General features: G+C 64.2%; 28 protein-coding genes. 10 read left to right on the top strand and 18 right to left on the bottom strand.

Features of this window, described 5'->3' with window-relative positions:
- Nucleotides 1–68: 68 nt before the first annotated feature.
- The 13 genes from tilS to ruvC form a co-directional block, all read right to left on the bottom strand.
- Entirely contained in the window at nucleotides 69–1,322 is a 1,254-nt protein-coding gene (tilS, locus tag C6W91_RS05760; RefSeq protein ID WP_370570527.1) for a tRNA lysidine(34) synthetase TilS, read from the bottom strand.
- Nucleotides 1,319–2,164 (bottom strand): tol-pal system protein YbgF, encoded by an 846-nt coding sequence (gene ybgF, locus C6W91_RS05765; protein WP_370570528.1) that lies wholly within the window; start codon nucleotides 2,162–2,164, stop codon nucleotides 1,319–1,321. Before ybgF ends, tilS begins: the two co-directional genes overlap by 4 nt.
- A gap of 4 nt (nucleotides 2,165–2,168) precedes the next feature.
- Nucleotides 2,169–2,675 (bottom strand): peptidoglycan-associated lipoprotein Pal, encoded by a 507-nt coding sequence (pal, locus tag C6W91_RS05770; RefSeq protein WP_065272677.1) that lies wholly within the window; start codon nucleotides 2,673–2,675, stop codon nucleotides 2,169–2,171.
- 108 nt (nucleotides 2,676–2,783) lie between these two features.
- Nucleotides 2,784–4,124, bottom strand: a complete 1,341-nt coding sequence (gene tolB, locus C6W91_RS05775) for a Tol-Pal system beta propeller repeat protein TolB (protein ID WP_274827732.1) — start codon at nucleotides 4,122–4,124, stop codon at nucleotides 2,784–2,786.
- Nucleotides 4,121–5,266, bottom strand: a complete 1,146-nt coding sequence (locus tag C6W91_RS05780; RefSeq protein WP_274831312.1) for an energy transducer TonB — start codon at nucleotides 5,264–5,266, stop codon at nucleotides 4,121–4,123. Before C6W91_RS05780 ends, tolB begins: the two co-directional genes overlap by 4 nt.
- Before the next feature lie 15 nt (nucleotides 5,267–5,281).
- Nucleotides 5,282–5,800 (bottom strand): protein TolR, encoded by a 519-nt coding sequence (tolR, locus tag C6W91_RS05785; RefSeq protein ID WP_274831313.1) that lies wholly within the window; start codon nucleotides 5,798–5,800, stop codon nucleotides 5,282–5,284.
- 3 nt (nucleotides 5,801–5,803) lie between these two features.
- Complete coding sequence (gene tolQ, locus C6W91_RS05790; protein WP_065272673.1) at nucleotides 5,804–6,499, bottom strand: protein TolQ; 696 nt, start codon at nucleotides 6,497–6,499, stop codon at nucleotides 5,804–5,806.
- A gap of 107 nt (nucleotides 6,500–6,606) precedes the next feature.
- Nucleotides 6,607–6,993, bottom strand: coding sequence for a tol-pal system-associated acyl-CoA thioesterase (gene ybgC / locus C6W91_RS05795; RefSeq protein ID WP_274867032.1), 387 nt, complete (start codon nucleotides 6,991–6,993; stop codon nucleotides 6,607–6,609).
- 67 nt (nucleotides 6,994–7,060) lie between these two features.
- Complete coding sequence (thpR, locus tag C6W91_RS05800; protein WP_370570529.1) at nucleotides 7,061–7,618, bottom strand: RNA 2',3'-cyclic phosphodiesterase; 558 nt, start codon at nucleotides 7,616–7,618, stop codon at nucleotides 7,061–7,063.
- An 18-nt stretch (nucleotides 7,619–7,636) separates the two neighbouring features.
- A complete protein-coding gene (locus C6W91_RS05805; RefSeq protein WP_370570530.1) occupies nucleotides 7,637–8,296 on the bottom strand; it encodes a hypothetical protein in 660 nt (219 codons plus the stop codon).
- A 338-nt stretch (nucleotides 8,297–8,634) separates the two neighbouring features.
- Nucleotides 8,635–9,666, bottom strand: coding sequence for a Holliday junction branch migration DNA helicase RuvB (gene ruvB / locus C6W91_RS05810; RefSeq protein ID WP_274827841.1), 1,032 nt, complete (start codon nucleotides 9,664–9,666; stop codon nucleotides 8,635–8,637).
- Between the two features lie 137 nt (nucleotides 9,667–9,803).
- Nucleotides 9,804–10,502, bottom strand: a complete 699-nt coding sequence (ruvA, locus tag C6W91_RS05815; protein WP_370570531.1) for a Holliday junction branch migration protein RuvA — start codon at nucleotides 10,500–10,502, stop codon at nucleotides 9,804–9,806.
- A complete protein-coding gene (ruvC, locus tag C6W91_RS05820; RefSeq protein ID WP_065272667.1) occupies nucleotides 10,499–10,996 on the bottom strand; it encodes a crossover junction endodeoxyribonuclease RuvC in 498 nt (165 codons plus the stop codon). The genes ruvA and ruvC overlap by 4 nt, the downstream gene beginning before the upstream one ends.
- Before the next feature lie 349 nt (nucleotides 10,997–11,345).
- On the opposite strand from ruvC, the gene C6W91_RS05825 reads away from it, so the two are divergent.
- Entirely contained in the window at nucleotides 11,346–11,564 is a 219-nt protein-coding gene (locus C6W91_RS05825) for a DUF1127 domain-containing protein (RefSeq protein ID WP_065272666.1), read from the top strand.
- A gap of 163 nt (nucleotides 11,565–11,727) precedes the next feature.
- Here the strand turns inward: C6W91_RS05825 and C6W91_RS05830 are convergent, their stop codons facing one another.
- The 3 genes from C6W91_RS05830 to C6W91_RS05840 form a co-directional block, all read right to left on the bottom strand.
- Complete coding sequence (locus C6W91_RS05830; protein ID WP_370570532.1) at nucleotides 11,728–12,072, bottom strand: hypothetical protein; 345 nt, start codon at nucleotides 12,070–12,072, stop codon at nucleotides 11,728–11,730.
- A 110-nt stretch (nucleotides 12,073–12,182) separates the two neighbouring features.
- A complete protein-coding gene (locus C6W91_RS05835; RefSeq protein ID WP_370570533.1) occupies nucleotides 12,183–13,055 on the bottom strand; it encodes a 50S ribosomal protein L11 methyltransferase in 873 nt (290 codons plus the stop codon).
- A 125-nt stretch (nucleotides 13,056–13,180) separates the two neighbouring features.
- Entirely contained in the window at nucleotides 13,181–14,416 is a 1,236-nt protein-coding gene (locus tag C6W91_RS05840; protein WP_274834521.1) for an MFS transporter, read from the bottom strand.
- A gap of 129 nt (nucleotides 14,417–14,545) precedes the next feature.
- Between C6W91_RS05840 and C6W91_RS05845 the strand changes: the two genes are divergently transcribed.
- From C6W91_RS05845 to C6W91_RS05860, 4 genes are all read left to right on the top strand, one after another.
- Entirely contained in the window at nucleotides 14,546–15,607 is a 1,062-nt protein-coding gene (locus tag C6W91_RS05845; protein WP_370570534.1) for a YeeE/YedE family protein, read from the top strand.
- 97 nt (nucleotides 15,608–15,704) lie between these two features.
- Nucleotides 15,705–16,082, top strand: coding sequence for a hypothetical protein (locus C6W91_RS05850; RefSeq protein ID WP_065272661.1), 378 nt, complete (start codon nucleotides 15,705–15,707; stop codon nucleotides 16,080–16,082).
- Nucleotides 16,083–16,113: 31 nt separating this feature from the next.
- On the top strand, nucleotides 16,114–16,638 hold the full coding sequence (locus C6W91_RS05855) for a sigma-70 family RNA polymerase sigma factor (protein ID WP_274831320.1): 525 nt from the start codon (nucleotides 16,114–16,116) through the stop codon (nucleotides 16,636–16,638).
- Entirely contained in the window at nucleotides 16,635–17,414 is a 780-nt protein-coding gene (locus C6W91_RS05860) for an anti-sigma factor (RefSeq protein WP_274831321.1), read from the top strand. The genes C6W91_RS05855 and C6W91_RS05860 overlap by 4 nt, the downstream gene beginning before the upstream one ends.
- A gap of 64 nt (nucleotides 17,415–17,478) precedes the next feature.
- Here C6W91_RS05860 and C6W91_RS05865 read toward each other — a convergent pair whose 3' ends face one another.
- Nucleotides 17,479–19,674, bottom strand: a complete 2,196-nt coding sequence (locus C6W91_RS05865) for a primosomal protein N' (RefSeq protein ID WP_370570535.1) — start codon at nucleotides 19,672–19,674, stop codon at nucleotides 17,479–17,481.
- Nucleotides 19,675–19,808: 134 nt separating this feature from the next.
- Between C6W91_RS05865 and fsa the strand changes: the two genes are divergently transcribed.
- The 3 genes from fsa to C6W91_RS05880 all read left to right on the top strand — a co-directional run bounded on the left by fsa (nucleotide 19,809) and on the right by C6W91_RS05880 (nucleotide 22,516).
- Nucleotides 19,809–20,462, top strand: a complete 654-nt coding sequence (gene fsa / locus C6W91_RS05870) for a fructose-6-phosphate aldolase (protein ID WP_065272657.1) — start codon at nucleotides 19,809–19,811, stop codon at nucleotides 20,460–20,462.
- A 423-nt stretch (nucleotides 20,463–20,885) separates the two neighbouring features.
- Nucleotides 20,886–21,599 (top strand): DUF484 family protein, encoded by a 714-nt coding sequence (locus C6W91_RS05875; RefSeq protein ID WP_274831324.1) that lies wholly within the window; start codon nucleotides 20,886–20,888, stop codon nucleotides 21,597–21,599.
- Nucleotides 21,596–22,516, top strand: coding sequence for a tyrosine recombinase XerC (locus tag C6W91_RS05880; RefSeq protein WP_370570536.1), 921 nt, complete (start codon nucleotides 21,596–21,598; stop codon nucleotides 22,514–22,516). Before C6W91_RS05875 ends, C6W91_RS05880 begins: the two co-directional genes overlap by 4 nt.
- 19 nt (nucleotides 22,517–22,535) lie before the next feature.
- On the opposite strand, the gene C6W91_RS05885 is transcribed toward C6W91_RS05880, so the two are convergent.
- Nucleotides 22,536–23,147: a class I SAM-dependent methyltransferase gene (locus C6W91_RS05885; RefSeq protein ID WP_370570537.1), complete on the bottom strand. Its 612-nt coding sequence runs from the start codon at nucleotides 23,145–23,147 to the stop codon at nucleotides 22,536–22,538.
- Nucleotides 23,148–23,629: 482 nt separating this feature from the next.
- On the opposite strand from C6W91_RS05885, the gene C6W91_RS05890 reads away from it, so the two are divergent.
- Entirely contained in the window at nucleotides 23,630–24,325 is a 696-nt protein-coding gene (locus C6W91_RS05890; protein ID WP_065272653.1) for a phosphatidylcholine/phosphatidylserine synthase, read from the top strand.
- A gap of 192 nt (nucleotides 24,326–24,517) precedes the next feature.
- Nucleotides 24,518–25,159, top strand: coding sequence for a hypothetical protein (locus C6W91_RS05895; protein WP_370570538.1), 642 nt, complete (start codon nucleotides 24,518–24,520; stop codon nucleotides 25,157–25,159).
- Nucleotides 25,160–25,261 lie beyond the last annotated feature (102 nt).

The following is a 25,261-nucleotide window of genomic DNA, read 5'->3' on the forward strand; positions in this document are numbered from 1 at the left end:
CTCCCAATATTCGAGGCGACGCGTAGATCGCCCACGTTGCGCTTAAAATAGGGAACATTCGGTCAGGTTCAATGCGATAAAAAGGATGCAAAGAACTCTTCTTCGCTGCAGGTCAGCTCTGCCGTACATCCCGGCGCCGGTCTCACCAGCGGTGCGGCAACCAGATCGGCCCCGCGCCACAAAGCAGGGGTGACCTCCAGCACTGGTCCGGGCAGACCGGTTTCCCGCCAATCCGGACAGAGCTGAAGCCCCTCTGCCCCGAGGGCGCGCACCTTGCAAACTTTTGATTTTAAACAATTAATTTCCCAGCGCCCATCCCAGACCTCACCGGGTTCCGCGATCTGGCCACGTACGGCCTGCGCTTCGCGGCAGATCCAGACACGGCCCCGGCGGCACAGGATGCGCCCACCAGCAAGGGTGGCCGAACCGCCGGTACGGGCGGTTTCCAGCGCTGCCATCATCGGCGCGCGCCGCGGCGGATAGGTGCCGCCAGAAACCCATTGCAGCGCCGCCCGCAGCAACCGGTGGGCAATTTCATCCGGCAGTCCCGCAAAATACGCCCGCTCTACCGCCACAGCGCCCGCCTGAAACGAAAATCCCTCCTGCGCCGCCGATAGTGCATAGTGATCAAGCGTTTGCCGCGCCTGTTGCATATTTTTTGCAACAAGCGACAGCGCCTCGACGCTCAGCCCCAGCTCTTCCAGCATAGGCAGGGCCTGACGCAGCCGCACCCGGTCGAATCGCCTATCCTCATTTGAGGGGTCGTCGACCCAAGGCACACCTTCGGCGCGCAGGTAATCACGCAGTTCGTCCCGACGGAGCGACAAGAGCGGACGCAGCAGCGTCAGATCCTCCACCTGCCGCACGGCGGACATTGCTGATAATCCATCCACGCCGGAGGCCCGCGTCAGCCGCATCAGCACGGTTTCCGCCTGATCGTCTGCCGTATGACCCAGCGCCAGTGCGGCGATACCCTTGTCACGTGCCCAATCGCGCAGCAGACCATAGCGAGCCTGCCGGGCCTGATCCTGCAGATTGCCCGCGCCGGGTCCCTCGGCCCAGTGCAGAATATCGTGTGAAAGTCCAAGGCCCGTGGCCAGCGCCGCAACGCCCTCCGCCTCTGCGGCCGAGGCTGCGCGCAATCCGTGGTCCACCGTGACCGCGTAAAGCTGCACCCCTTCGGGCGTTAAAGCGCGGTGTAGGATGTGAAGAAGCGCAACCGAGTCGCTCCCCCCGGAAACAGCAACCCCCAGCCGCTCTGGCAGGGGGTGTGGAATCTGGGCGCGAACGCCTGCAATGATATCCGCCGCGTCTTGCGTCAAGAACAGCCCAGCGTGGCCATCTCCGCCTCGGCGCGGGCCACGGTTTCATTGCCGGGAAACCGTGCGTTGACCTCGGACAGGGTGATACAGGCCTGATCCAACTGGCCCAACCGGCCAAGTGCGGCGCCCAGTTCAAACAGCGCCTCGGGCGCCATCGGGCCAACCGCATCGCCGGTAAAAGACGCCAGATAGGCCCGCGCCGCCTCACGCGTGTCGCCCAGACCATCCATCGCCTTTCCACGGTGGAAATCAGCCTTTGCCGCCAGCGGGCTGCCCGGGTAGGCAGCATTGAAGGCTGCGAATTTCTCGGCGGCGTCCTGATAGCTGCCTTCCTCCAGCGCCTGTTTCGCGGCGTCGAAATCCGCGCGCTCACCCACAGCCAATTCGCTGGCATCACCCGGCACAGGAACCGGTACAGAGGTCTCGGTGGCGGCGGCCTCGGTATCCCCGCCCAGCGTCGTGGTTTCACCCAAGGCACTGATGTCGCCGCCTTCCAGTTCGACCAGACGGAACTCCAGATCGCCGATCCGGTTGGTGCCATCGGCGACAATCCGGTTGATGCGGTATTCCAGCTGTTCGGTCTGGGCGGTCAGGCGCTGCAGCTCGGTCTCGATCGCTTCGACCCGGTCCAGCACGGAACTGCCTGCCAGATTGGTGGCAGGCGCGCCGGTGGTGGACAATTCGCGCGTCAGACGCTGGATTTCCACGTGCAGGACGGTCAGCTCCTGCCGAATATCGGCAAGGGTCTGCTGGTCCTGCGCTGCTGCGGGCAGCGGCCCGAACAGCGCGGCAACGGCAGCCGAGGCAATCAGGGTGGCGCGGATCCGGCGGGGCAGCTGCATCGCCTTACCCCGTCAGGCCGCTGGCCAGAACGGTCACGGCGCGGCGGTTCTTGGCATAGCAGCTTTCGGCCGAACAGATCTCAAGCGGGCGTTCCTTGCCATAGCTGACCACCTGGATCCGGTTGCCCGCAACCCCTTGGGAAATCAGGAATTCCCGCGCCGAATTGGCCCGGCGCGCCCCAAGCGCAAGGTTGTATTCCCGGGTGCCCTGCTCATCCGCGTGCCCCTGGATCGTGACGTTGTAATCGGTATTGGTCAGCAGCCAACCCGCCTGCCCGCGCAGGACCTCTTCGGCGGCAGGCGACAGGCTGGACTGATCCACCGCGAACAGCACCCGGTCACCGATGGCCTGCTGGAAATAAGCCGGGCTGGTGGGATCTGAAACCGATCCCGCTGCACCGGCGCCCGCGCCGCTGCCATCCCCGAACCTGGTGTCGTCCCAGGAGGCGTTGCTACAGCCTGCAACCCCAAGGGCTGCGACCACCAGAAGTGCCTTTTTGAAACCGCTCATGCTCATTCCCTACCCCTTTACGTTTCTTGCTGGCAGCCTACCACATGTCGGATCAGGCAGCCATGCCGGTATTTTTACCCCGTTGACCATTGCGTTACGGTCCGGGCCTCAGTTCTGCAGCGGCGACCAGGCCGGATCCGATGCCCCGTCGGGGGTGCGGACCGGCTTCAGGTTGCGCCCGGTGATATCCACCGAATAGAGCAGCGCCCGGCCGCTCGCCCCCTGGGTTTCGCGGGTGAACATGATCACCCGGCCATTCGGCGACCAGGTCGGCCCCTCGTCCAGGAAGGACGCCGTCAGCAGGCGCTCCTCGCTGCCATCGGTGCGCATGACGCCGATATGGAAACGGCCCTTGCTTTGCTTGGTAAAGGCGATCAGATCGCCGCGCGGCGACCAGACCGGGGTGCCATAGCGCCCGGTGCCAAAACTGATCCGCCGCGCCGCGCCGCCCGCTGCGGGCATCACGTAGAGCTGCGGCGCGCCAGAGCGGTCGCTTTCGAACACGATCTGGCTGCCATCCGGCGAATAGGAAGGCGCCGTTTCGATCGACGGTGCGTTGGTCAGGCGGGTGCGTTTTCCGCTGGCGATATCCATCGTGTAAATGTCGGTATTGCCGCCCTGGGACTGTGAATAGACCACCGTGCGCCCATCGGGGGCGAAACGGGGAGCAAAGCTCATGATGCCATCGTCCGCCGACAGGATGCGGCGCTGCACCTTACCCACGTCCAGCACGTGGATCTGCGGAAATCCGGTCTCGTAGCTGGTATAAAGCACCCGGTCGCCGGTAGGCGAAAACCGCGGCGCCAGCACGATGGCATCGCTGTTGGTCAGATACTGCACGTTGGCGCCATCATAATCCATGATCGCCAGCCGTTTGCGGCGGTCGTTCTTGGGGCCGGTTTCAGACACAAATACCACCCGGCTGTCGAAATAGCCGCCTTCGCCCGTGATCCGGCTGTAGACGGCATCGGCCACCTTATGCGCCATGCGCCGCCAGCCATCGGTGGTGCCGGAAAACTGCAACCCTCCGCCAAGCTCGCCTTCGGAAAACACATCATAGGCGCGGAAACGCACGGTCAGACGCTTGCCCTTGACGCTGACTGCACCGGTGATCAGCGCCTGCGCATTGACGGCCTTCCAATCAGCAAATTTCACAGCGTCGTCAAAGGCGGCAACCTTGGAAATATGCGCCGAGGCCGGAACCTCGCGGAACAGGCCAGTGCCGCTCAGATCCGCAGCCACCACCCGGGCGATCTGCGCCGCGTATTCGCGCGCTGCCGGGTCGTCAGGAATGAAATCGGGCACCGCATAAGGCAAGGGCTCGATCACGCCCTGATCGATCTCGATCCGCAACGGCCCGTTTTGCGCCAAGGCAGACCCGTTCAGCGCCAGAACGGCGCCGCAGAATGTCAGGCCAATCAGAGCCAAGCGTGCCAGATAGGTCTTCATTTGATCCGCATCCTTTCGGGATTGAATGTCATCTCAATATCACGCCATTGCGCATATTTTTCAGGGGGAAGTTGAAATCCTCGTGAACCGCAGCGGATAATTGCCCGCCGGGCGACCTCAAAGGCGGTTTTCGCAGCAGCAGTCGAGCCGCCGGTGCTCGACAGCATTTGGATGGAGCCGATATCCGGTTTGCCATCCTGTGAGAGGCTGACCCCAACAACCACGGTTGTTCGCTGGGCCTCGGTTGAAAGCGCTCCAAAGTTCCAGCACTGCGACACCGCCACCCGCAAAGCGTCCCTTTCGCCCGAGGTTAGCGGCGGGCCAGAGGGTACCGGCGCCTCCACATCCGCGCCGCCGGACAGCGCAGCGGCAAGCGCATCCTCCACAGCAGAAGGGTCCACCTGCGGCTGGGTATCTTCGATCTCAACCGGCGTCGGCGCCGCTTCGGGCTCCGGCTCCGGCGCCGCCGCGCGGCGTATCGGGCGCCCACGGGGCCGCAGGGACTGCTCGGGCGCGGTCACGGTCTGCTCGTCGCTTTCGTTCTCTTCGGTCACGATACGGTCGCTGGCGGCCTCCGGGGCGGTGGCCTCCTGGACTTCCTGCTCTGTCTCGGCACCGACGTCGGGGGCGACTTCGGGCTGTTCGATCTCATCCACTGCCGTGTCCGGCTCGGGCGGGGCCACCGGCACCGGGGCGACCCGGTCCACCGGGCGCTGCTGCTGCACGTCGGGCTGCGGCGCCACCAGCGCCGTTGTCTCCGGCGGCTCAGGCACGCCGGGCGCCGTGTCCGGCACCTCGGGTTCGGCAGGTTCCGGGGGCTGTTCGGGCGTTTCTGCCACCACCGGGTCGGGGATTGGCGGGGACAGCGGTTCGGGTGTGGGGGGCTCCGGCTCTGGCCGCTGCTGTGGCGGCAAGGACACCTCCGGCGCGGCACTTTCCTGCGGCGGCTGCAGCGTGCTGGCCTCGGGCGCCACCTGCGGCGCCTGCCGCGTCTGGCTGAGGCGCTCGAATTCCTCGGCACTGATCAGAGAGACCTCCTGCACCTCGAACGGCAATGGCTCGGACGGGAACCAGGCGCCAAATGCGACCCAGCTCAGCAGCAGCCCATGCCCCGCAAGAGAGATCTTGGTTCCGGTCTGCACGCGTCGTGCCCCCGCCTATTGATCCGGGCCGCTGCCCGACCCGCCATCTGCCACACCCGCAGGTGCACCATCCAGCGCCGGACCACCCACGTCGGTCACCAGACCCACGTTGGAAAAGCCGCCCGCATTAAGCGCGCCCATGATCTGCATGACATCGCTATAGGCAATCGCCCCATCGGCGCGCAGATAGACCCGGTCAGAGCTGCGCTCCGCCGCGATGGCGCGCAGTTTCACCACCAGGTCATCCCGCGCAACCGAGGTGGTCTGGATCTGGATATCGCCGCCTGCGGTCATGGTGACGGTCAGCGGCTCTTCCTCATCGCCGGGCAAGGCGCCGGCAGCGGTTTTCGGCAGATCCACCGGCACACCCACCGTCATCAGCGGCGCGGCCACCATGAAGATGATCAAGAGCACCAGCATCACATCGACAAAGGGCGTGACGTTGATTTCGGCCATCGGCTGCACCCGGCCGCGACGGCGGCCCCGGCGGCGCCCGCCCGATCCCGAAGACGACTGTTGAACAGCGGCGCCCATGGCTCAGGAATCCAGCTGACGGCTGAGAATGGTAGCGAATTCATCGGCAAAGGCTTCATAGCCGCCAAGGATCCGGTCACTGTCCGCGCTCAGCTTGTTGTAGAAGATCACCGCCGGGATTGCGGCCAGAAGGCCAAGGCCCGTTGCCATCAGCGCCTCGGCAATACCCGGCGCGACAACGGCAAGGTTGGTGTTCTGCTGTTCGGCGATTTCGATAAAGGCAGTCATGATACCCCAGACGGTGCCGAAAAGACCGATAAAGGGCGCCGTAGAGCCGACGGTGGCCAGCACTGGCAACCCGCTTTGCAGGGTTTCTGCCTCCTTGGCGATGGCCACATCCATCGACCGGTCAATGCGCGCCTGCGCCCCGGGGATCAGCCCGCCATCGCTACGGTGGCTGCGGCGCCATTCCGCCATGCCAGCGGCAAAGATCCGCCCCGATGGCCCGGCCGGATCCGGCCCCAGCTGATCGAACAGCCCGTCCAGAGGCTCACCCGACCAAAAGGCAGCTTCAAAATCCGCCGCTTCGGCCCGTGCCTTGCGATAGTTGATGATCTTCTGGATGATGATGCCCCAGGACCATACCGAGGCGGCGATCAGCATCAGCATCACCAGTTTCACGGTGATCGTGGCCCGCGCGAATAGGCCCCACATAGAGAAATCAATCTCCTGCGCCAGCGCCAGAGTTTCTGCTTCCATTTGCCTGCTCTATCGTTTCCGGCCATCTGCCTGCGGCCTTGATTGAGGCAACGCTAGCGCAGTTCACACGGAAAAGCCAATGAAACAGGCGTGACAGAGGCTCCAGCCTAGAGCAATGCGCGAATCTCTGCCGGCAGGCGTGTGGGACGCCCATCCGCCGCGGTAACGCAGACCGCCGTGACCACCGCCTTGAACAGGGGCGTGTCGCCGCGCCGCACCAGCTGCCGCATCGTAAGCCGCGCCCCGGTCAGTTTTTCCACCTCGGTTTCCACCATCAGCTCATCCTCGAACTTGGCAGGCGCCAGGTAATCGGCTTCGATCCGCTGCACCACCCAGATGAGACCGGCATCGCGCATGGCATTCTGGTCATTGCCAAGCTTGCGCACCCAGTCGCTGCGCGCCCGCTCGATATAGCGCAGGTAGTTGGCGTGATAGACGATCCCGCCCATGTCGGTGTCTTCATAGTAGACCTGTACCGGGAATTCATGCGTCATGATCTGCCCTTTCTCGCTCTTGCCCGCACCCTAGGGCGCCCCCCTCAGGCCAGCAAGCCCCAGGCCTTTATGACGGTGCGGGATCTTCCAAGGGGTAGTCCGCCAGCACCTCATAGCGCGCACCATCCGGCGTCAGGGTCGAACGGAACAGCGCCATCCGGTCGATCTGCATCTCTGGCAGCGAGAAATCCCCCTGCGCCTGCAGGAAGGCGCCAAGGCGCTGCGCCCTGTGCTCCGGCATCAGGCGGGGAAACCGCGCAAGGGTGATATGCGGGCGGAACCTTTCGCGCGGCAGGTCGATCTCCGCCCGCTCTGCTGCCCGCCGCACCTGATCGCGCAACCGGGACAGGTCGGGATCCGGTGCAACCGCAGCAAAAAGAATACGCGGCATACGACCGCCAAACAGATCCAGCCCAGTGATCCGCAACCTCAAGGGCACCGCCGCAATCCGCGTCAGCTCTTCATGCAGCATCTGCAGTGCGAAATCGGGCTGATCGTCCAGAAAGGCCAGCGTCAGATGCAGATTGTCCCCAGGCACCACGCGCCCCACCGGGATCTCCTCTTGCAGGGTCTCCAGCGCCAGAATGGCCTCCTCTGGCAGTGACAGCCCGACAAAGGCCCGCATGGCGCTGACCTCCCCTCTCTATTGCACAGGTGTGTCCGGCGGCGGCGCCTGAAGACGCGCAAACAGGCGCAGCGCGTGCGAGGCATCATCCGCAGCCACCGGCATCATCCGGTCATAGGCGGCGGCGATCACCCCGGCGATCTCCGGGCGCAGGATGGTCGCGCCGGTTTCCGGCAGCACCGCCAGCGGGGACCTATCGGCAAAGGCGCCCTCGCCCCACATCAGCATCACCTGCACCGCCTGCGTCAACGCCAGGGTTTCCGCAGGCATCCGCGCCAGTTCGCCTTTCATCCGCAGGAAGACGAACCCGGCCTGGATGGCCCCCTGATCGTCAAACCGAAAGGCGCGGTACTGGCTGGCATCCGCCGCCTTGAGCCGCGCCACCAGAGGATCCAGATCCGGGATCAGACGGCCCAGATCCGGAACTTCCAAAAGCTCATCCCACTCGCGGAAGAAAAAGAACATCAGATTGGCGCCCAGTTCCGGGTCGGTTTCGGCCATCTGGTGCCCTGCCAGCGTCACCACAGCTTCGAGCGCGCCCTTGATTGTCTTCAGCGTCTCCTCTTCGACGCCAAAGACGATAGGTGCAATCGGTCGGCCCCAGCGGGCAAAGGCATAGCCGCCGCCGGGGCGGGAAAACAGCGCTTCGATCTGCTCCGGTGTCAGGTCCAGTGTCATGATGGCGGCTCCGTCGGTCGTCCCAGTCTCGCATCGGGGCCGTCTATGCCTGCAAGAAAGCTGAACGGCAAGGGGCAGCTCCCGCGCCCGCAGGATCCCGGCTGCGCCGATGATCCTGACCGGCCTTGGGCCCGGCGCCGCTGTCGCGGCGCGGTTGCGCCATCCGCGCACGCCCCCTTTTTCGGGTCAAGGGACGCGCCAGCGGCCACGCGGTACGCGTGGTTCACCCTTGAGGCGAAAAAGGGGAACACACAATAGAAAAGGTTCCTGAGGGACAGATCTGTCCTTCAGGAACCTCTCAGCAAGTTATTGCGCCGCGGCAGCGGCGCCCCGCCCGTTCAGGAAAACAGATCGCTTTGCGATTTCGGCGGTGCAATCCCCAGATGCGTCCAGGCCTTCTGCGCCAGCATCCGGCCACGCGGCGTGCGCTGGATCAGCCCCTGCTGCAACAGGAAGGGCTCGATCACCTCTTCCAGCGCATCGCGGCTTTCGCTCAGCGCCGCCGACAGGGTTTCGATGCCCACCGGACCGCCCGAATAATTCTCGGCGATCAACCGCAAATAACGGCGATCGGCACCATCTAGGCCCAGATTATCGACACCAAGCCGGGTCAGCGCGCCATCGGCCAGCTCCCGGGTGATCGTGCCATCGCCCTCGACCACCGCAAAGTCCACCACGCGGCGCAAGAGCCGCCCGGCGATCCTGGGGGTGCCGCGGGCGCGCCGCGCGATTTCCCGCGCGCCGGCCTCATCCGCCGGGGCGCCCAGTTTGCGGGCATTACGGGTGACGATCTCGTGCAACTCCTCGACGGTGTAGAATTGCAGCCGGGTGGGAATGCCAAACCGGTCACGCAGCGGTGTGGTCAGCAGGCCCATCCGGGTGGTGGCCCCAACCAGGGTAAAGGGCTGCAGCTCGATCCGCACGGTGCGGGCCGCCGGCCCTTCACCGATGACGAGATCCAGCTCGAAATCCTCCATCGCCGGGTAAAGCACCTCCTCCACCGCCGGGTTCAGCCGGTGGATCTCGTCAATAAACAGAACGTCCCGCGCTTCCAGATTGGTCAGGATCGCGGCCAGATCGCCCGCCTTGGCCAGCACCGGGCCAGAGGTCATGCGGAAATTGACGCCCAGCTCGCGCGCGACGATCTGCGCCAGCGTCGTCTTACCTAGGCCGGGAGGCCCGTGAAACAGCGTGTGGTCCATCGCTTCACCGCGGCGGCGGGCGCTTTCGATAAAGACGCGCAGGTTGGCACGCGCTTCGGCCTGACCGATAAACTCGCCCAGCCCCTGCGGGCGCAGGGCACGGTCGCCATCGCCTGCACCGTCTTCGGGCAATGGATCGGGGCGCAGAGTCGGATCGGCGTCAATCATTTCGGCCTCGCAGGCTATTATTCGCACGCTCCCGTCCGGCCGACAGGCCAGACAGGGCCCGGCCGCCCCCCCGGGCGGGCACCTGGTTTTCACCCGTGGCCGGGCACTGCCCTTTGTGCTTCACTGCCATTCTTCGTTCACCCTTTCGGCGCCAGCAGGCGCAGCGCGGCGCGGATCAGCTCCGCCTCTCCGGCTTCCGGCTCTGCTGCTGCGGCCTCGGCCACGGCAGCGGCGGCATCCGACGGCCCATAGCCAAGGTTCCCCAGCGCAGACAGCGCCCCGGCCGAGGCCGCAGCAGCTCCGCTGGGTTGTTTCTGCTGTTTCTTGTTCTTGCGCGCGGGTTTTGCCGCGGGTGCGGGTTCGCCCGTTTCCACCACCGCGTCCAGCTCAGGCCCGTCCATTGCCTCGGTGACGGTCCCGCCCATGGCCATCACGCCGGGCGCCTTGTCCTTCAGATCGAGCACGATGCGCTGCGCGGTTTTGGGACCGACCCCCTTGGCCGCCTTGACCGCTGCCCAATCGCCAAGCGCAATGGCGCGGCTGACCCCATCTGGCCCGAGCGCGCTGAGGATGGCCAGCGAGACCTTCGCCCCGACCCCCTGCACCGAGGTCAGCAGCCGATGCCATTCCTTTTCCAGCAGCGAAGTAAACCCGAACAGCTGCATCAGGTCCTCGCGCACCAGGAGTTCGGTATAAAGCGCCACCGCCTCTCCGACGCCGGGCAGCGCTGCCATGGTGCGTTCCGAACAATAGACGATATAGCCAACACCGCGCACGTCGATCAGCACGTGGTCCTGAGCGCGGTATTCCAGCCGCCCGGTGAGTTTTCCAATCATGCCCGCACCTCCTTCAGGACCCGCTGCTGCGTGCCCCCGTAATAGGCGTGACAGATGGCAATCGCCAGCGCATCCGCAGCATCGGCGCCCTTGGGCGCGCAGCCGGGCAGTTGCAGTTTGACCATATGCAGGATCTGCCCCTTGTCCGCATGTCCGACGCCAACCACCGTCTTCTTCACCCGGTTGGGCGCATATTCCCCCACCGGCAGACCGGCCTTAGCCAGGGTCAACAGCGCAACGCCGCGCGCCTGCCCCAGTTTCAGCGTCCCTGCACCGTCCTTGTTCACGAAGGTCTGTTCGATGGCCGCCTGATCTGGACGGTAGGCCGCGATCACCTCGCTGACCTGATTGTGGAGCGACAAGAGCCGCTCTCCCAGATCATCCCCATCTGACTGGCACAGCCCGTTCGCCACATGCGACAGGCGCGTGCCCTGCGATTCGATAACGCCCCAACCGAGGGTCCGCAGCCCCGGGTCGATTCCCAAAATCCGCATGCTGTGACCGGTCCCTGCTCATTGGTTCGAATTGTTTTGAAGATCCACTAGCACAAAAGGCGAACATATCCAAACGCTTTCGCCTCGGGCCGCCCAGGGGCGCGAACACCGGAGACGGCGCAAATCGGTAAATTCGGGTTCGAAAACGCCCTCTCGATGTCGGGCTGCGACATCCGCTGGCGTAAACACTGCAAAACGGAGGAGAGCCCTTATTTACAAGGCCAAAAGCCATGCAAAATTTGCATGGGGCCATGCAAAAATCGACCTTGCTGCCGACGGATTTCGCCTCTACCTGCCGATTAACGTCACACGGCGCATCACAGTAACACATACCCAAGAGGACAAGGATATGGCTGCATTCGACACCACCCGCACCACCTATGGCTCCGTCGGCCTGTTTGGCCGTATCGGCGGCCTTCTGACCACCACTCTGGCCTCTGTCGTGGCCTGGAATGACGCGCGTGTAACCCGCAAGGCGCTGTCCGGTCTCAGCGACCGCGAACTGGCCGACATCGGCATGTGCCGCGGCGACATCGACGACATTGCAGAGGGCAAGCCGGTCTTCTGATCGCCTCCCTTGACCTGACTGACGCTCTTTTTCCCTCAGGGCGCACAGTAAGACGCCGCGGACCACCCTGGTCTGCGGCGTTTTTCGTCTGAATTCAGGAATGTGTCGGCACCCGCCGCCGCAACCGATACAGGCGGGCAGGAAAAATGCGCAACAATGCAGTTCAGTGCAGATAGGGACGGAGTTTTTCGCCGATCAACATGGACACAGGCTCGGCCTGCATCAGAAAGGCACCGGCCCGCTCGACCGCAACGCCCTTGGACAGTTCCGCAACCCGTGCGTCGTAGCTGGCGAACCCCAGCGCCGCCATCAGGAAACCCTTGAACAGGAAAAAGGCACAGAGGAAAAACACCACCGCGCGCGGTGTGATCCGCGAGCGTATCTGGCGCGGCGCCACCACGATCAGACCGTCCGAGCGCACCCGGGCGGAATAGCCAGCAGACATGTCGTTGTGCTTGCCTTCAAGGCGCCGCAGACGCGCCTGGAATTCTTGATGTTGCTTGCCCATAACACGAGCCCCCAAAACCTACTGGCCCCCACCAGCGATTGAGGCAGTATGCGCGCGAAATGTGGCAAGTTTTGGGCGGATACTTAAAATAAGAGGTAAACTTAGCTCAATCAGCTCTCTTTCTGCAACAAGAGCGTCGTCCATTCACCGATTTCATCCCGCCGCCGCAGGATCAGACCGTTCTCTGCGTAGACCGCGATCACATCGTCCGCCTGCTCGTTGAGGATGCCCGACAGGATGGCAAAGCCGTCCTTGCGCAGGTTCGCGGCGATATCCGGGGAAAGCGCCACAAGCGGGCCTTTCAGGATATTGGCAAAGATCAGATCATAGGGCGCCACCGCCTTCAGATCCGGGTGATCAAAGCCTGCGGCCTCAAGACAGGTCACCTGCCCGCCCATGTCATTGGCCTTGAGGTTCGCCTCGGCGACCTCGACAGCGACCTGATCGATATCGCTGGCCATGAACTGCCCATCCCAGACCCGCGCCGCTGCCATGGCCAGAACTGCGGTGCCGCAGCCGATGTCGGCTACCTTGGCGCCGGCAAACCCTGTGTCGATCAGATGATCCAGCGCCCGAAGACAGCCCAACGTGGTGCCGTGGTGGCCGGTGCCGAATGCCATTGCCGCCTCAATCAGGAGCGGGATCTTGTCCCCCGGCACCTTATCCGCATCGTGGCTGCCGTAGACGAAGAACCGCCCGGCCTCGACCGGAGCGAGTTCCCGGCGCACATGGGCGACCCAGTCGGTTTCCGGCAGTTCAGAGACGGCAAAGGGTTTCGCCTCATGCATCGCTGCCAGCAGCGCAAGACCGGCCTCATCCGGGGCTTCGGTGAAATAGCCGCCAACCTCCCACAGGCCCGATCCATCCTCGACCTCGAAGACACCGACACCGGTGGGTTCCGGGGTCAGACGTTCCATCGCATCGCCCAGCGCCTCGGCTTTGGCTTTTCCGGTGAGGGTGGTTAGGGCGGTGAAAGTGGGCATGGCGGGTCTCCAGGATGTGCTGTACAGCGCCTAGGCCCCGCAGACGGTCCCGTCAAGCGTAAGGCGCGCAGGCCGACCAGCCCGACCACACACTGCGCACGGCCTTCCCCTCCAATGTCTCGCCTTTACTCGGCCGGGGCGGCAGCGGTGAACTTGCTGAACACCGTCTCGTTGCCCGGTTCGGGATGGCGCGGGATCAGGCAGGCCAGCGTCAGCGAGATCAACGCCATCGCCGCCGCCAGACCAAAGACCGCCGCCGGAGAGATCACCCACAAAAGACCCAGCAGGACCGGCAGGAAGACGGCCGCGATATGGTTGATGGTAAAGGCAACCGCTGCGGTGGGGGCGATATCGCCGGGATCGGCGATCTTCTGGAAATAGGTCTTCAGCGCCAGCGCCAGCGCAAACAGCACGTGATCGATGACATAAAGCGTCGCCGCCAGAACGACGCCCCAACCGAACCAGTAGATGCCGCCATACATGGCAAAGACCACGGCCAGCCCGGCGTATTCAAAGATCAGGGTTCGCCGTTCACCGAATTTAGCGACAAACCGGCCCAGCAGCGGCGCCACGGTCATGTTGATCACCAGGTTGATCAGGAACAGGGCGGTGACTTCATGCACCTCGAACCCGAATTTCTCGACCATCATAAAGCCGGCAAAGACGACAAAGATCTGCCGCCGCGCCCCGGCCATGAATTGCAGCGCATAATAGAGCCAGTAGCGGCGGCGCAGGATCAACTTTTTGACCTGCGGGTGCGGTGCCTCGAATTGCGGATAGACCATGAGGCAAACCAGCGCCAGCAGCGTCGTCACCCCGCCTGCGCTCATGAAAACGACGTTGTAGCTGAGGTTCAGCGGCTCCCACAGCAGGACAATCAGCCCGTAGACCACCAGCGTCGCCGCCGATCCAGCGGCCAGAAGCCAGCCCAGGATCTGCGGCGCCCGTGCCTTTGGCAGCCATTGCAACTGCAACGACTGGTTCACCGTCTCATAGTAGTGAAACCCGATCGAGGACAGCATGGTGATGGTCAGGATCCCGCCCAGCGAGGGGAACCAGGCGGTCACCGCTGTCGCCGCACCGAGGAGCATCAGCGACACCAGTCCCAACACCTGTTCACGCACCAGCAGGATCACTGCGATCACCCCAATGGCCAGAAATCCTGGGATTTCCCGCACCGTGTGAAGCAGGCCGATGTCGGCGCCGTCGAACTGAGCCACCTCGATGACAAAGTTATTGAGCAGCGCATTCCAGGCATTGAAGGCAATCGGCATACACAGCGCCATGACGAACAACAGCGTGGTCGGGCGACGCCAGCGCGGCATATTGCGCGCGGTCTCTATCGGGACGGGATTGAACATGGGTCAAGCATGTACGCCCCTTTGCCCGCTCTGGCGAGAGCAAAACCGCCCGTGCACATCTGATCTGCATCAATGCAGCGCCTCTGATTTATACATATTACGATGCGTGCATAGATCAGGAGGCGCGCAATGGATCTGGTTTCACTTGTAGAAGGCATCGGAGAGGCCCCGACGGCGGCCCTGTTCGGGTTTCTCACCGGTCTGACCTTTGGCGTTGCGGCGCAGCGCTCCCGCTTTTGCCTGCGCGCGGCCACGGTGGAATTCGCGCGCGGCCGGATGGAGGACAAGGTGGCGGTCTGGCTGTTGACCTTCTCTACCGCCGTGGTCTGGGTGCAGGCGGCGCAGCTGCTGGGGCTGATGAATGCAGCGGATGCGCGGATGATGGCGGTGCCGGGCAGCTGGTCCGGCGCGGTGATCGGCGGTCTGATCTTTGGCGCTGGCATGGTGCTGGCGCGGGGCTGCTCGGGGCGGCTTCTGGTGCTGGCGGCCACCGGCAACCTGCGCTCGGTCGTGTCCGGGCTGATCTTTGCCGTCGTGGCACAGATGAGCCTTTCGGGCGTGCTGTCACCGCTGCGCGACCGGCTTGCCGGGCTCTGGGTGACCTCCGGCGGGCGCAACATGGACCTTCTGGCCACCTTTGGCCTGCCGGAATGGGGCGGTCTGGCCCTTGGCGCGGCGATTGCTGTGCTGGCGCTCTGGCTGTCGCGCCGCAACCGTATCGGCGCGGCGCGGCTGATCTTTGCCTCGGGCGTGGGGTTTGCCGTCGCCATGGGCTGGGTGCTGACCTATGAGCTCAGCCTTGTCGCCTTTGACCCGGTGCAGATCGAAAGTGCCACCTTCACCGGCCCCTCGGCCCATACGCTGATGTTTTTCCTCGACCGCAACGCCATTCTTGAATTCGATGTGGGTCTGGTGCCGGGCGTCTTTATCGGCGCGATGCTGGCCGCTGCCCTGTCCGGAGAGATGAGGATCCAGGCCTTTGACGGCGCTGTCACCATGCGCAAGGCGATGATCGGCGCGGCCCTGATGGGATTTGGCGGCATGCTGGCGGGTGGCTGCGCCATCGGCGCAGGCGTCACCGGCGGGTCGATCTTTGCCGGCACCGCCTGGCTGGCGCTGTTCTGCATGTGGATCGGAGCGATGCTGACCGATTTCCTGATCGATCAACCGGGCCGGACGGTGACCGCGTAAAAATTTGTAGGTCAGCGGGATTATTTCTCGCGCAGGCGCGTCTTATTATCTGCCGGTCGCAACGGACCGGTACGATCTTAGATGAAAGGACCAAAAGATGCGCTTCACCTTCCCTATTGCCGTTATCGCCGCAGCCATGATCGGCTCAGTCGTACAGGCTGCTACCGCGATCCAGAGCGGCGACAGCGCCAAGGGCGCGATCCTGACCGACGGCAGCGGCATGTCGCTTTATACCTTCGACAAGGACACAGCCGCCGTTTCCAACTGCTATGGCGATTGCGCCACGAAATGGCCGCCGCTGGAGGCCAGCAGCAAGGCCCGACCGCAGGGCGCCTTTGGCATCATCCTGCGCGCCGATGGCGCCCGCCAGTGGACCCACGAGGGCAAGCCGCTCTACACATGGTTCAAGGATGCCAAGTCCGGCGATATTACCGGTGACGGCGTCAAGGGCGTCTGGCACCTCGCCCGCCCGTAGGCGCGCCCCGGCCCGAAGGTCCCCCCCTCCCATGACCGACTTGGACAAGATCGAAGCCCAGATCCCGGCACTGCGCCGCTACGCCCATGCGCTGATGCGCGACGCCGAGGCGGGCGACGATCTTGTCCAGGATTGCCTCGAACGGGCCGTGGCCAAGCTGCATCAGCGCCGTCCCGATGGCGCGCTGCGAGCCTGGTTGTTCCGCATCCTGATCAACCGCCACCGGGACCTGATGCGCCGAGCCCCACGGCCTGGCCACCTGATCGCCGTCGACGAGCTGCCAAGCGAACCCTCGCGCCCGGCAGGACAGGAGGCACATATGGCGCTGCGTGAAACCGAGGCTGCCATCGCCCGGCTGCCCGAGGACCAGCGCCGCGCTCTGTTGCTTGTGGCGCTTGATGGCGCCACATTCGACGAGGCCGCGACCATGCTCGACATTCCGCGCGGTACGCTGATGTCACGGCTGGCCCGGGCCCGCGCCAGCCTGCGCACCATGACCGGCCGCGGCGGCGCAACGTCCGCCGCGCCGAAACCAACGGGAAGACCCAACCGATGACCACCCATCCCGACACCCCGCTGAGCGATGATGAGCTGCTCGCCTATCACCACGGCGAACTGGACGAGACCGCCCGTGCCGCGCTGACCGAGCGGATCGCAGCCGACCCCACGGCACAGACACGGCTCGCCGACTGGGCGCAGCAGGACGAGGAATTGCGGATGCTCTTCTCCGAACCGGAGGAGCCCACGCCCGAGGCCCTGACCGATATTCTGCGCCGCCCCGCCCCTGCAACCGCGCCGCGCTCGCCCCTTCGCGCCCCGGCACGCGTGGCGGCAATGGTCGGTCTTCTGACACTTGGCGGGCTTGGCGGCTGGATCGGGCGCGGCGCGCTGGCTCCCATGACGACTGGCAATGATCTGGCACAGGCCGCGCTCAAGGCTCATGACACCTATGTGGTCGAGGTGGTGCACCCGGTCGAAGTGCCCGCCAGTCAGCGCGACCATCTGGAAAGCTGGATCTCAAAACGCGTCGGCGCCCCGCTGGTTCCACCCGACCTCGCGGCCTCCGGTTTTGCGCTGATGGGCGGCCGGGTTCTACCGTCCGAGAACGGAACGGCCGGGCTTTTCATGTACGAAAACGACGCTGGCACCCGGATCACCCTTTATATTGCCCCCCAGCATTCCGGCGGCGACAGCGCCTTCCGTTATGCCGGTGAAGGAGCAACACAAGGCCTTTACTGGCAGGATGGCCCGCTGGGCTATGCGGTGGTCGGCCAGATGCCACGTGATCACCTGCGCACACTGGCCGAGAAGGCCTATGATCAGCTGCTCTGACTTTTCGTGACCATATCGGCCAGCGAAAAGCGGTGTACGCAAGGGAGCAAGAAGGCCCCGTGCCCTAAAAGAAACTCTGCGGGTCGATATCGACGCTGAGGCGCAGATCGCCCTTTGGCCGCACCGGCGCGATCCAACGGGCGATGGCCTCTTGCAAGGGCGCGCCCTTGGCCGCCTTCACCAGAAGCCGCACCCGGTGGCGGCCCCGGACCCGGGCGATGGGCGCAGGGGCCGGGCCGAACAGCTGCGCGCCGATCTGGCGCAGGGCGCCATCGTTGCGCGCCAGCGTTTCGCCAAGATCAAAGACCTGCGCCAGATCCGATCCCGACAGGATGATCCCCGCCATACGGCCAAAGGGCGGCACCCCGGCGGCCTGCCGTTCAGCGGCCTCGGCGCGCCAAAAGGCTTCCTCATCCCCGGACAGGATCGCCCGGATCACCGGATGTTCGGGCTGAAAGGTCTGAAGCAGAGCCTCGCCTGGCTTTTCCGCCCGCCCGGCACGCCCCGCTACCTGCCGCATCAGCTGGAATGTCCGCTCTGCTGCGCGCAGGTCCGAGCCTTGCAGACCCAGATCGGCATCGATCACGCCCACCAGCGTCAGCAGAGGAAAGTTATGCCCCTTGGCCACCAATTGCGTGCCGAGGATGATATCCGCCTCTCCCGCCGCAATCTCCTCGATCCGCTGTTTCAGGGCGCGGGCCGAGCCGAACAGATCCGAGCTCAAGACCGCGATGCGCGCTTCGGGAAACAGCGCCGCTGCCTCCTCTCCCAGCCGTTCGATCCCGGGGCCAACCGGGGCCATCTTGCCCTCGACCTGACACGACGGGCAGACCTCGGGCACCGGTTTCGTCTCACCGCATTGGTGGCACATCAGCCGTTTCAGGAACCGGTGCTCCACCATGCGGCTGTCGCACTGATCGCAGGCCACCTGTGCGCCGCAGGCGCGGCAGATGGTCACCGGCGCAAATCCCCGCCGGTTGAGGAACAATAGCGACTGCTCCCCCCGCTCCAGCCGCGCCTTCATGGCGAATTTCAGCGTCGGAGAGATCCAGGTCGAGGGCAGCAGATCCTCGGCCCGCATATCCACCGCGCGCATCTCCGGCAGCACCGACGCGCCAAAGCGCGACGTCAGATCCAGCCGCTTGTATTTCCCGGCCTCCGCATTGGCCCAGGTTTCCAGGCTCGGCGTGGCCGAGGCCAGCACCACCTGCGCCGAACACATGGCCGCGCGCAGCACCGCCATGTCGCGGGCATTGTAAAGGACGCCATCCTCTTGCTTGTAAGAGGTGTCGTGTTCCTCATCGACGATGATGAGCCCAAGGTTCCGGTACGGCAGGAAGAGCGCCGAGCGCGCGCCGATCACCAGCTGCGCCTTGCCCTGCCCCACCATGCGCCAGACCCGTCGGCGTTCGGTCATGGTGGCGCCGGAATGCCATTCCGCCGGGGTGGCGCCGAACCGCGCTTCGACCCGTTTCAGAAACTCCGCTGTCAGCGCGATCTCAGGCAATAGGACCAGCGCCTGCCGCCCGGCGCGCAAGGCCGCCGCCACCGCCTCCAGATAAACCTCGGTCTTGCCTGATCCGGTGACACCTTTCAGCAGCGTGGTGCCATAGGCGCCGCTTTTGACGCCCTCCTCCAGCGCCGCCGCCGCTGCCGCCTGATCGCCGGTCAGCTCCTTGCCGGGCAGATCGGGATCCAGATTTGGATAGGGCAGATCGCGCGGGGTTTCTTCCTCGCGCAGGGCGCCCTGTTTCACCAGCCCCTTGACCACCGACGGGGTCACGCCCGCCATATCGGCCAGTTCCTTGGGGGTGAAAGCCAGCCCACCAAATTCCTCCATCGCGTCTAAAACCCGGGCGCGGGCATCGGTCATGCGGTCCGGCTCTTGATCGCCCCGGCGCAGGATCTTGCGCATCGAGGGCGGATCGGACAGCCCCGGCGCCCGGCTCGCCAGCCGCAGCATCGCGGGCATCGGTGTCAGGGTGTAATCGGCGGCCTTTCCCAGAAAGGCGCGCATTTCGCTGCGCATCGGCGCCACATCCAGCACACGGGTCACGCTGCGCAGTTTCGACGAATCAAAATCGCCCGCGCCCGGCCCCCAGACCACGCCCAGCACCTTGCGCGGACCCAGCGGCACCTCGACATAGGCGCCGAGGAAACAACCGCCCTCGGGGGCGCGGTAATCCAGAAGCCGGTCAAGCGGCTGCGTGGTCAGCACCGCCACCCGCTCTCCTGCTTCGAAATGCTCCTGATCGCTCACCGCTACCTACCTTGTGCCCTTGCAAATTGTCCGTGCAAAGTGTCCCTGCAAAACCGCCGGGGCTTTTTAATGCCTCCCCCATGAGGTAAAGGCTAGCCCAATCAAGGCCAACCCACGCCAAAGGATTCCCGGATATGAAATTCTTCGTAGATACCGCCGAAATCGATGCCATTGCCGAACTCAATGACCTTGGCATGGTGGATGGCGTCACCACCAACCCCTCGCTGATCAAGAAATCCGGCCGTGACATCATCGAAGTCACCAAGGAAATCTGTGATCTGGTCGACGGTCCCGTTTCCGCCGAAGTGACGGCCACCGATGCCGAAACCATGATCGCCGAAGGCCGCAAGCTGGTCGAAATCGCCGAGAATATCGCCGTCAAGGTGCCGCTGACCTGGGATGGCCTCAAGGCCTGCAAGGTGCTCAGCGACGACGGAAATATGGTCAACGTGACGCTGTGCTTCTCCGCCAATCAGGCACTTCTGGCGGCCAAGGCCGGTGCCAGCTTCATCTCTCCCTTCATCGGGCGTCTGGATGACATCAACCTCGATGGCATGGAGCTGATCGAGGACATCCGCACCATCTACGACAACTACGGGTTCGAGACCGAGATTCTCGCCGCCTCGATCCGCACCGTGAACCACGTGCTGGACTCTGCTCGCATCGGCGCCGACGTGATCACCGCACCTCCTGCCGTGATCAAATCCATGGTGAACCACCCGCTCACCGACAAGGGGCTTGATGCCTTCCTCGCCGACATCAAGGACGCAGGCATCAAGATCCTCTGATCCGGGGCCAATAATCCAACGACCCAAAGGCGCCCCATCCCGGGGCGCTTTTTTCTTGGCGTTTTCTGGTCCGGCGCAAACCGCCGGGTCAAGGGCCGCGCAGCGGTCGCGCCCCGCGCGATCCACCCTTGATGCGGCGCCTTTCAAAACACAATCGACAGGGCGCTTTGAGGGGGCAGAGCGCCCCCTCAAACGCTTCTCAGCAAACCTCAAAAGGTCCGCCAGGACCGCCACGCCGGGCAACAGCCCGGCGCCCGGCCCAACCAGCGAGGAGGCCTCCCATGGCGGCCCCGCAGTGGGCGGGAGCCTCCCGAGCCCCTTAATGCGGAGCTTCGGCGTTTTCCCACCAGAGACACATTTTTCACCCGCATCGCCCAAAACCCATGTTATAACCCGGTCAAAAGACCCCAAAGAGGTTCGAACATGAGCAGCAATACCGCCAAACTCGACGACGCCCTGCGCGCCGCGATTCTGGAGAAACCAGACGCGATCCTGGAGGATCAGAATCTGATGAACGCCCTCGTCAGCGCCAATGAACGCGCGATGGGCTCGAATATCGTGGATCTGCGCGGCATCGCCATGGAGCGGCTGGAGGCGCGACTGGATCGGCTGGAGGATACGCACCGTTCCGTCATCGCCGCGGCCTACGAAAACCTGTCCGGCACCAACCAGATCCACCGCGCGGTGCTGCGCCTGCTGGACCCCACCGATTTCACCGGTTTCCTGGCCAGCCTCAATCAGGAGATGGCCGAAATCCTGCGCGTCGATGCGCTGGCGCTGGTGCTGGAAACCCGGCAGGAGGACGGCAGCGCCGCCGCCGAACGTATCGGCGATGTGCTGAAAATCGTCTCGCCCGGCTATGTCGCCGACTATGCCGCCGCAGGCGGGCGCGGCGGGCCGGACCGTCAGGTCACCCTGCGCCAGCTGCAGACCGGCAGCGCCCGGATCTATGGCGGCAAGGCGGAGTGGATCCGCTCAGAAGCTTGCCTGAAGCTGGATCTGGGCAGCGGCCGCCTGCCCGGCATGCTGGTGCTCGGCTCTGAGGATCCGCATCAGTTCTCGCCGCAGCAGGGCACTGACCTGCTCGGCTTCTTCGCGGGCGTCTTTGAACGAACCATGCGCCGCTGGCTGTCATGAGCCTGATCTCCCCGGCCTGCCGCGACGCCCTGCAGCACTGGCTGGAGGGGCTTGCCGCGCTGGGGGGCGCCTCGGCCAATACGATCACCGCCTACCAGGGCGATGTCACCAGCTTCCTCGCCTTCATGACCAGCCATACCGGCGGCCCACAGGGGCTGGGGGCGCTGGCGCAGATCTCCACCGCCGACATGCGCGCCTGGATGGCCTCCGAGCGCAGCGCGGGCACCGGCTCGCGTTCACTGGCGCGCAAGCTGTCCTCGGTCAAAAGCTTCTATCGCTGGCTGGCGACACGCGAAGGGTTCGAGCCCACCGCGGTTCTTGCGGTGCGGGCACCGAAGTTCCAGAAAAAACTGCCCCGCCCGCTGGCGCAGGACGCTGCCCGCGCCGTCATCGAGACGGTCGAGCAGCAATCCAGCAACGACTGGGTCGCCGCCCGCGACGTGGCGGTCGTGACCCTGCTTTACGGCTGCGGCTTGCGCATTTCCGAGGCGCTCAGCCTCACCGGCGGCGATGCGCCGCTGCCACAGGTCCTGCGGATCAAGGGCAAGGGCGAAAAGGAACGGGTGGTGCCTGTGATCGCCGCCGCCCGCGATGCCGTGGATCGCTATCTTGACCTCTGCCCGCATCCGCAGATGCAGGACGCACCGCTGTTTCGCGGCCAGCGCGGCGGTGCCCTCAATCCCCGCCAGATCCAGGGGGTCATGGCGAGAACCCGCGCCCAGCTGGGCCTGCCTGCCTCGGCCACGCCCCACGCGCTGCGGCACAGTTTTGCCACCCACCTGCTGGAGGCCGGAGGCGATCTGCGCGCCATTCAGGAGCTTCTGGGCCATGCCTCGCTTTCCACCACGCAGGCCTACACGGCGGTGGATACGGCGCATCTGATGGAAGTCTACAACCGCGCCCATCCCAAGGCCTGATCTCAGACCGAAAGGCCCCTCAGCGTCGCTGGAAGACAGCCCAGGTAAAGGGTTGCTCGGCGCCGCCCGGTGTCTGGTGTACTTCTCGCCAGTGGTGCAACAGGGTGAACGCGTCCCCCAGCTCCTGCGCCAGCCCTTCGGCGGAATATCTGCGCACCGGCAGGCCGCTGCATGTCTCCGGCCCGTCCGGCGCAAAGGTTGCAAGGATCATATGCCCGCCGGAACGCACTCCAATCCGCAAAGCAGCCACATAGGCGGCACGGTCGGCCGCGTTGGTCAGAAAGTGGAACACCGCCCGATCGTGCCAGATCCCATAGGCGCGCGGCGGCACCCATTCGGTGATATTGGCGGCGATGCGCGCAACCTCCGGCGCCCGGTCTCCCAGCCGCTGTGCCTGTACCGCCAAAGCAGCGTTGGAAATATCCAGAACCGTCAGATCCCGCCAGCCACGTTCCAGCAGAACCGCCGCCAGATCCGAAGCGCCACCCCCGACATCCAGAAACGGCTGATCCTGCGCGCCGATCAGATCAATAGCCTTCAGCGAAGCCTTGGGATACGCCTGATACCAGCTGACTCTCGTCGGCGCCTTGCTCTCATAGACGGCGTTCCAATGTGCGCTCTGGTCTGGCATCACGCTCCTCCTTCAGACGCTCCCCGTGCCGGAGCATATCTGGCCAGCACATTAGACATGCGATTATCAGAATGCAAAACAACCACGCGGCACACCGCCGGGTGAGGCAGGCGTTCCGGCGCGCGGAATCAATAAAATGCAATATATTCCGAAGCCTGCCGACAACCTCTCCTTAACCGCGTTCAGAGTTGATAGGGACAAACCCGCTCCAGAAAGGATGCCCTATGTATCACGACCCCAATTTCTGTTTTGGCCAGGCTCCCGCTGCACCGGCGGCGCCCGTTTCTCAGATCCGCCTCCCCCGCTCCATTCCTGTTTCGCATTGGCCCTTCCCCGGCTCCATCCCCGGCGTCGTAAGGGAAATGCTGTATATGTCCGATGATGGTGCCGCCTTTGATGCGGCCGTGGAAAACGCGCCCCATATCAGCAAAACGCTGCACTGAACCCTTGCGGGCCGAGGGCAAATTCGCCATCACGGGTGAATGAAACCTCAGATCCGCGCCATTCTCGTTCATCTTCTAACCGCCACCGGCGCCGTCTTTGCCATTCTGGCAATGCTGGCGGCAGCCGATGCCAAGTGGAGCCTGATGTTCCTGTGGCTGGTGGTGGCCTTTGCGGTGGACGGTGTGGATGGCCCCCTGGCGCGGCATTATCACGTAAAACGCTACGCGCCGCAGTTTGACGGGGTCCTGCTGGATCTAATCATCGATTACCTGACCTATGTCTTCATCCCGGCTTTTGCCCTGTTTAAATCCGGGCTGATGGCAGGCTGGACCGGCTGGTTCGCCATTATCGTCATCACCTTTGCCAGCGCGATGTATTTTGCTGACACCCGGATGAAGACAAAGGACAACTCCTTTTCCGGCTTCCCCGGCTGCTGGAACATGCTGGTGCTGGTGATCTTTGCGCTGGAGCCGAGCCACTGGACCAGCCTGGCGCTGGTGACGTTGCTCTCCATCGCGATGTTCCTGCCGCTGAAGTTCATTCATCCGGTCCGCACCCAGCGCTGGCGCCGCATTTCGCTGCCGGTGGCGCTGGTCTGGACCGCGCTGGCAGGCTATGCGGCCTGGATCGATTTCCATCCCGAAAGCTGGGCCCACTGGGGGCTGATCGTGACCTCGGTCTACCTGCTTTTCGTCGGAATCGTGCAGCAGATCTTCCCGCCCAAACGCGCCTGAGCCTGCTGCAGACGCAACCACGTGCGACAAAACCGGCCTGAAACCAGTAGCTTCTGAATACGTCTCAAAGCCGTCTCAAATGCGAGGCACTATGGCTTCCCTAGGGTAAGCCTGCCTTAAATTCTGATCGTCAGGATCGATGGAGCATCCTTTGCACCGGGGGTGCGTTCCAATCGTTCAGGAGATCATACCATGAATTCGATCCATGCCCCCGGCGGCCTGTCATCCGCCCATCACGCCCACTCTGCGCCCCGGCAGTTCACCCCGCCCGGACAGTCGGACCAGCCGGACCGCGTTGGTCCGCCCGATCATGCCAAGGCCTGGGGCTGGCGCGCCAAGCAGGCCGCTGAAACGCCCGCAGAGCCTCCGGCAGAAACCACACCACCCAAGGGTGTCAATGCGGTGCTGAGCGGCAGCTTTGGCGAAATTTCCATCCGGATTGAAGACCTCGGCGGCGCATTCGACATCGAGGTCACCCGCGAGGACGGCGGGCTGAATGTCGCGACAGACAGCGGCACCGGCGGCGGTGAGATCAGGATTAACTTCGAGAACGGCGAACACGGCGGCCTTGTGGCCCTGTTTGAAACCAATGAAGCGGGCGAGATCACCGTTTCGGTGAGCAATGTCAGCGACAGCGATCCGGCGACCGAGGTCGCGGTCAGCCCGCTTGAGGCCCCCGAAGAGGCAGAGCCCGCGCAGGCGGACACCAGCCTTGCAGAGACCAGCGGCGCAGATATGGAAACCGTCGTTCTGGGTCTGGCCGCAGGCGATCCTGCCCCAACCGGCACCGGCGCCATGTCAGAGTATGACAAGGCGAAAGCATTGTTTTCCTGAACAGCGCTTCAGACGTCTCGCCTGACGGACAAATCTTAGAGCGTGTCGCGTTTAATCGGTTTTGTATCCTGCGGCCTTGAAGAAGTTGTAGCATTCCTCGTC

Origin of the sequence: Phaeobacter sp. SYSU ZJ3003 (assembly GCF_041300735.1) — a bacterium.
Classification (GTDB): Bacteria; Pseudomonadota; Alphaproteobacteria; order Rhodobacterales; family Rhodobacteraceae; genus Phycobacter; species Phycobacter gallaeciensis_A.

Coding starts and splice junctions, on each gene's coding strand:
- ybgF (WP_370570528.1), bottom strand. CDS start 2,164: ATGCAGCTGCCCCGCCGGATCCGCGCCACCCTGATTGCCTCGGCTGCC.
- pal (WP_065272677.1), bottom strand. CDS start 2,675: ATGAGCGGTTTCAAAAAGGCACTTCTGGTGGTCGCAGCCCTTGGGGTT.
- tolB (WP_274827732.1), bottom strand. CDS start 4,124: ATGAAGACCTATCTGGCACGCTTGGCTCTGATTGGCCTGACATTCTGC.
- tolR (WP_274831313.1), bottom strand. CDS start 5,800: ATGGGCGCCGCTGTTCAACAGTCGTCTTCGGGATCGGGCGGGCGCCGC.
- tolQ (WP_065272673.1), bottom strand. CDS start 6,499: ATGGAAGCAGAAACTCTGGCGCTGGCGCAGGAGATTGATTTCTCTATG.
- ybgC (WP_274867032.1), bottom strand. CDS start 6,993: ATGACGCATGAATTCCCGGTACAGGTCTACTATGAAGACACCGACATG.
- thpR (WP_370570529.1), bottom strand. CDS start 7,618: ATGCGGGCCTTTGTCGGGCTGTCACTGCCAGAGGAGGCCATTCTGGCG.
- C6W91_RS05805 (WP_370570530.1), bottom strand. CDS start 8,296: ATGACACTGGACCTGACACCGGAGCAGATCGAAGCGCTGTTTTCCCGC.
- ruvB (WP_274827841.1), bottom strand. CDS start 9,666: ATGATTGACGCCGATCCGACTCTGCGCCCCGATCCATTGCCCGAAGAC.
- ruvA (WP_370570531.1), bottom strand. CDS start 10,502: ATGATTGGAAAACTCACCGGGCGGCTGGAATACCGCGCTCAGGACCAC.
- ruvC (WP_065272667.1), bottom strand. CDS start 10,996: ATGCGGATTTTGGGAATCGACCCGGGGCTGCGGACCCTCGGTTGGGGC.
- C6W91_RS05825 (WP_065272666.1), top strand. CDS start 11,346: ATGGCTGCATTCGACACCACCCGCACCACCTATGGCTCCGTCGGCCTG.
- C6W91_RS05830 (WP_370570532.1), bottom strand. CDS start 12,072: ATGGGCAAGCAACATCAAGAATTCCAGGCGCGTCTGCGGCGCCTTGAA.
- C6W91_RS05835 (WP_370570533.1), bottom strand. CDS start 13,055: ATGCCCACTTTCACCGCCCTAACCACCCTCACCGGAAAAGCCAAAGCC.
- C6W91_RS05840 (WP_274834521.1), bottom strand. CDS start 14,416: ATGTTCAATCCCGTCCCGATAGAGACCGCGCGCAATATGCCGCGCTGG.
- C6W91_RS05845 (WP_370570534.1), top strand. CDS start 14,546: ATGGATCTGGTTTCACTTGTAGAAGGCATCGGAGAGGCCCCGACGGCG.
- C6W91_RS05850 (WP_065272661.1), top strand. CDS start 15,705: ATGCGCTTCACCTTCCCTATTGCCGTTATCGCCGCAGCCATGATCGGC.
- C6W91_RS05855 (WP_274831320.1), top strand. CDS start 16,114: ATGACCGACTTGGACAAGATCGAAGCCCAGATCCCGGCACTGCGCCGC.
- C6W91_RS05860 (WP_274831321.1), top strand. CDS start 16,635: ATGACCACCCATCCCGACACCCCGCTGAGCGATGATGAGCTGCTCGCC.
- fsa (WP_065272657.1), top strand. CDS start 19,809: ATGAAATTCTTCGTAGATACCGCCGAAATCGATGCCATTGCCGAACTC.
- C6W91_RS05875 (WP_274831324.1), top strand. CDS start 20,886: ATGAGCAGCAATACCGCCAAACTCGACGACGCCCTGCGCGCCGCGATT.
- C6W91_RS05880 (WP_370570536.1), top strand. CDS start 21,596: ATGAGCCTGATCTCCCCGGCCTGCCGCGACGCCCTGCAGCACTGGCTG.
- C6W91_RS05885 (WP_370570537.1), bottom strand. CDS start 23,147: ATGCCAGACCAGAGCGCACATTGGAACGCCGTCTATGAGAGCAAGGCG.
- C6W91_RS05890 (WP_065272653.1), top strand. CDS start 23,630: ATGAAACCTCAGATCCGCGCCATTCTCGTTCATCTTCTAACCGCCACC.
- C6W91_RS05895 (WP_370570538.1), top strand. CDS start 24,518: ATGAATTCGATCCATGCCCCCGGCGGCCTGTCATCCGCCCATCACGCC.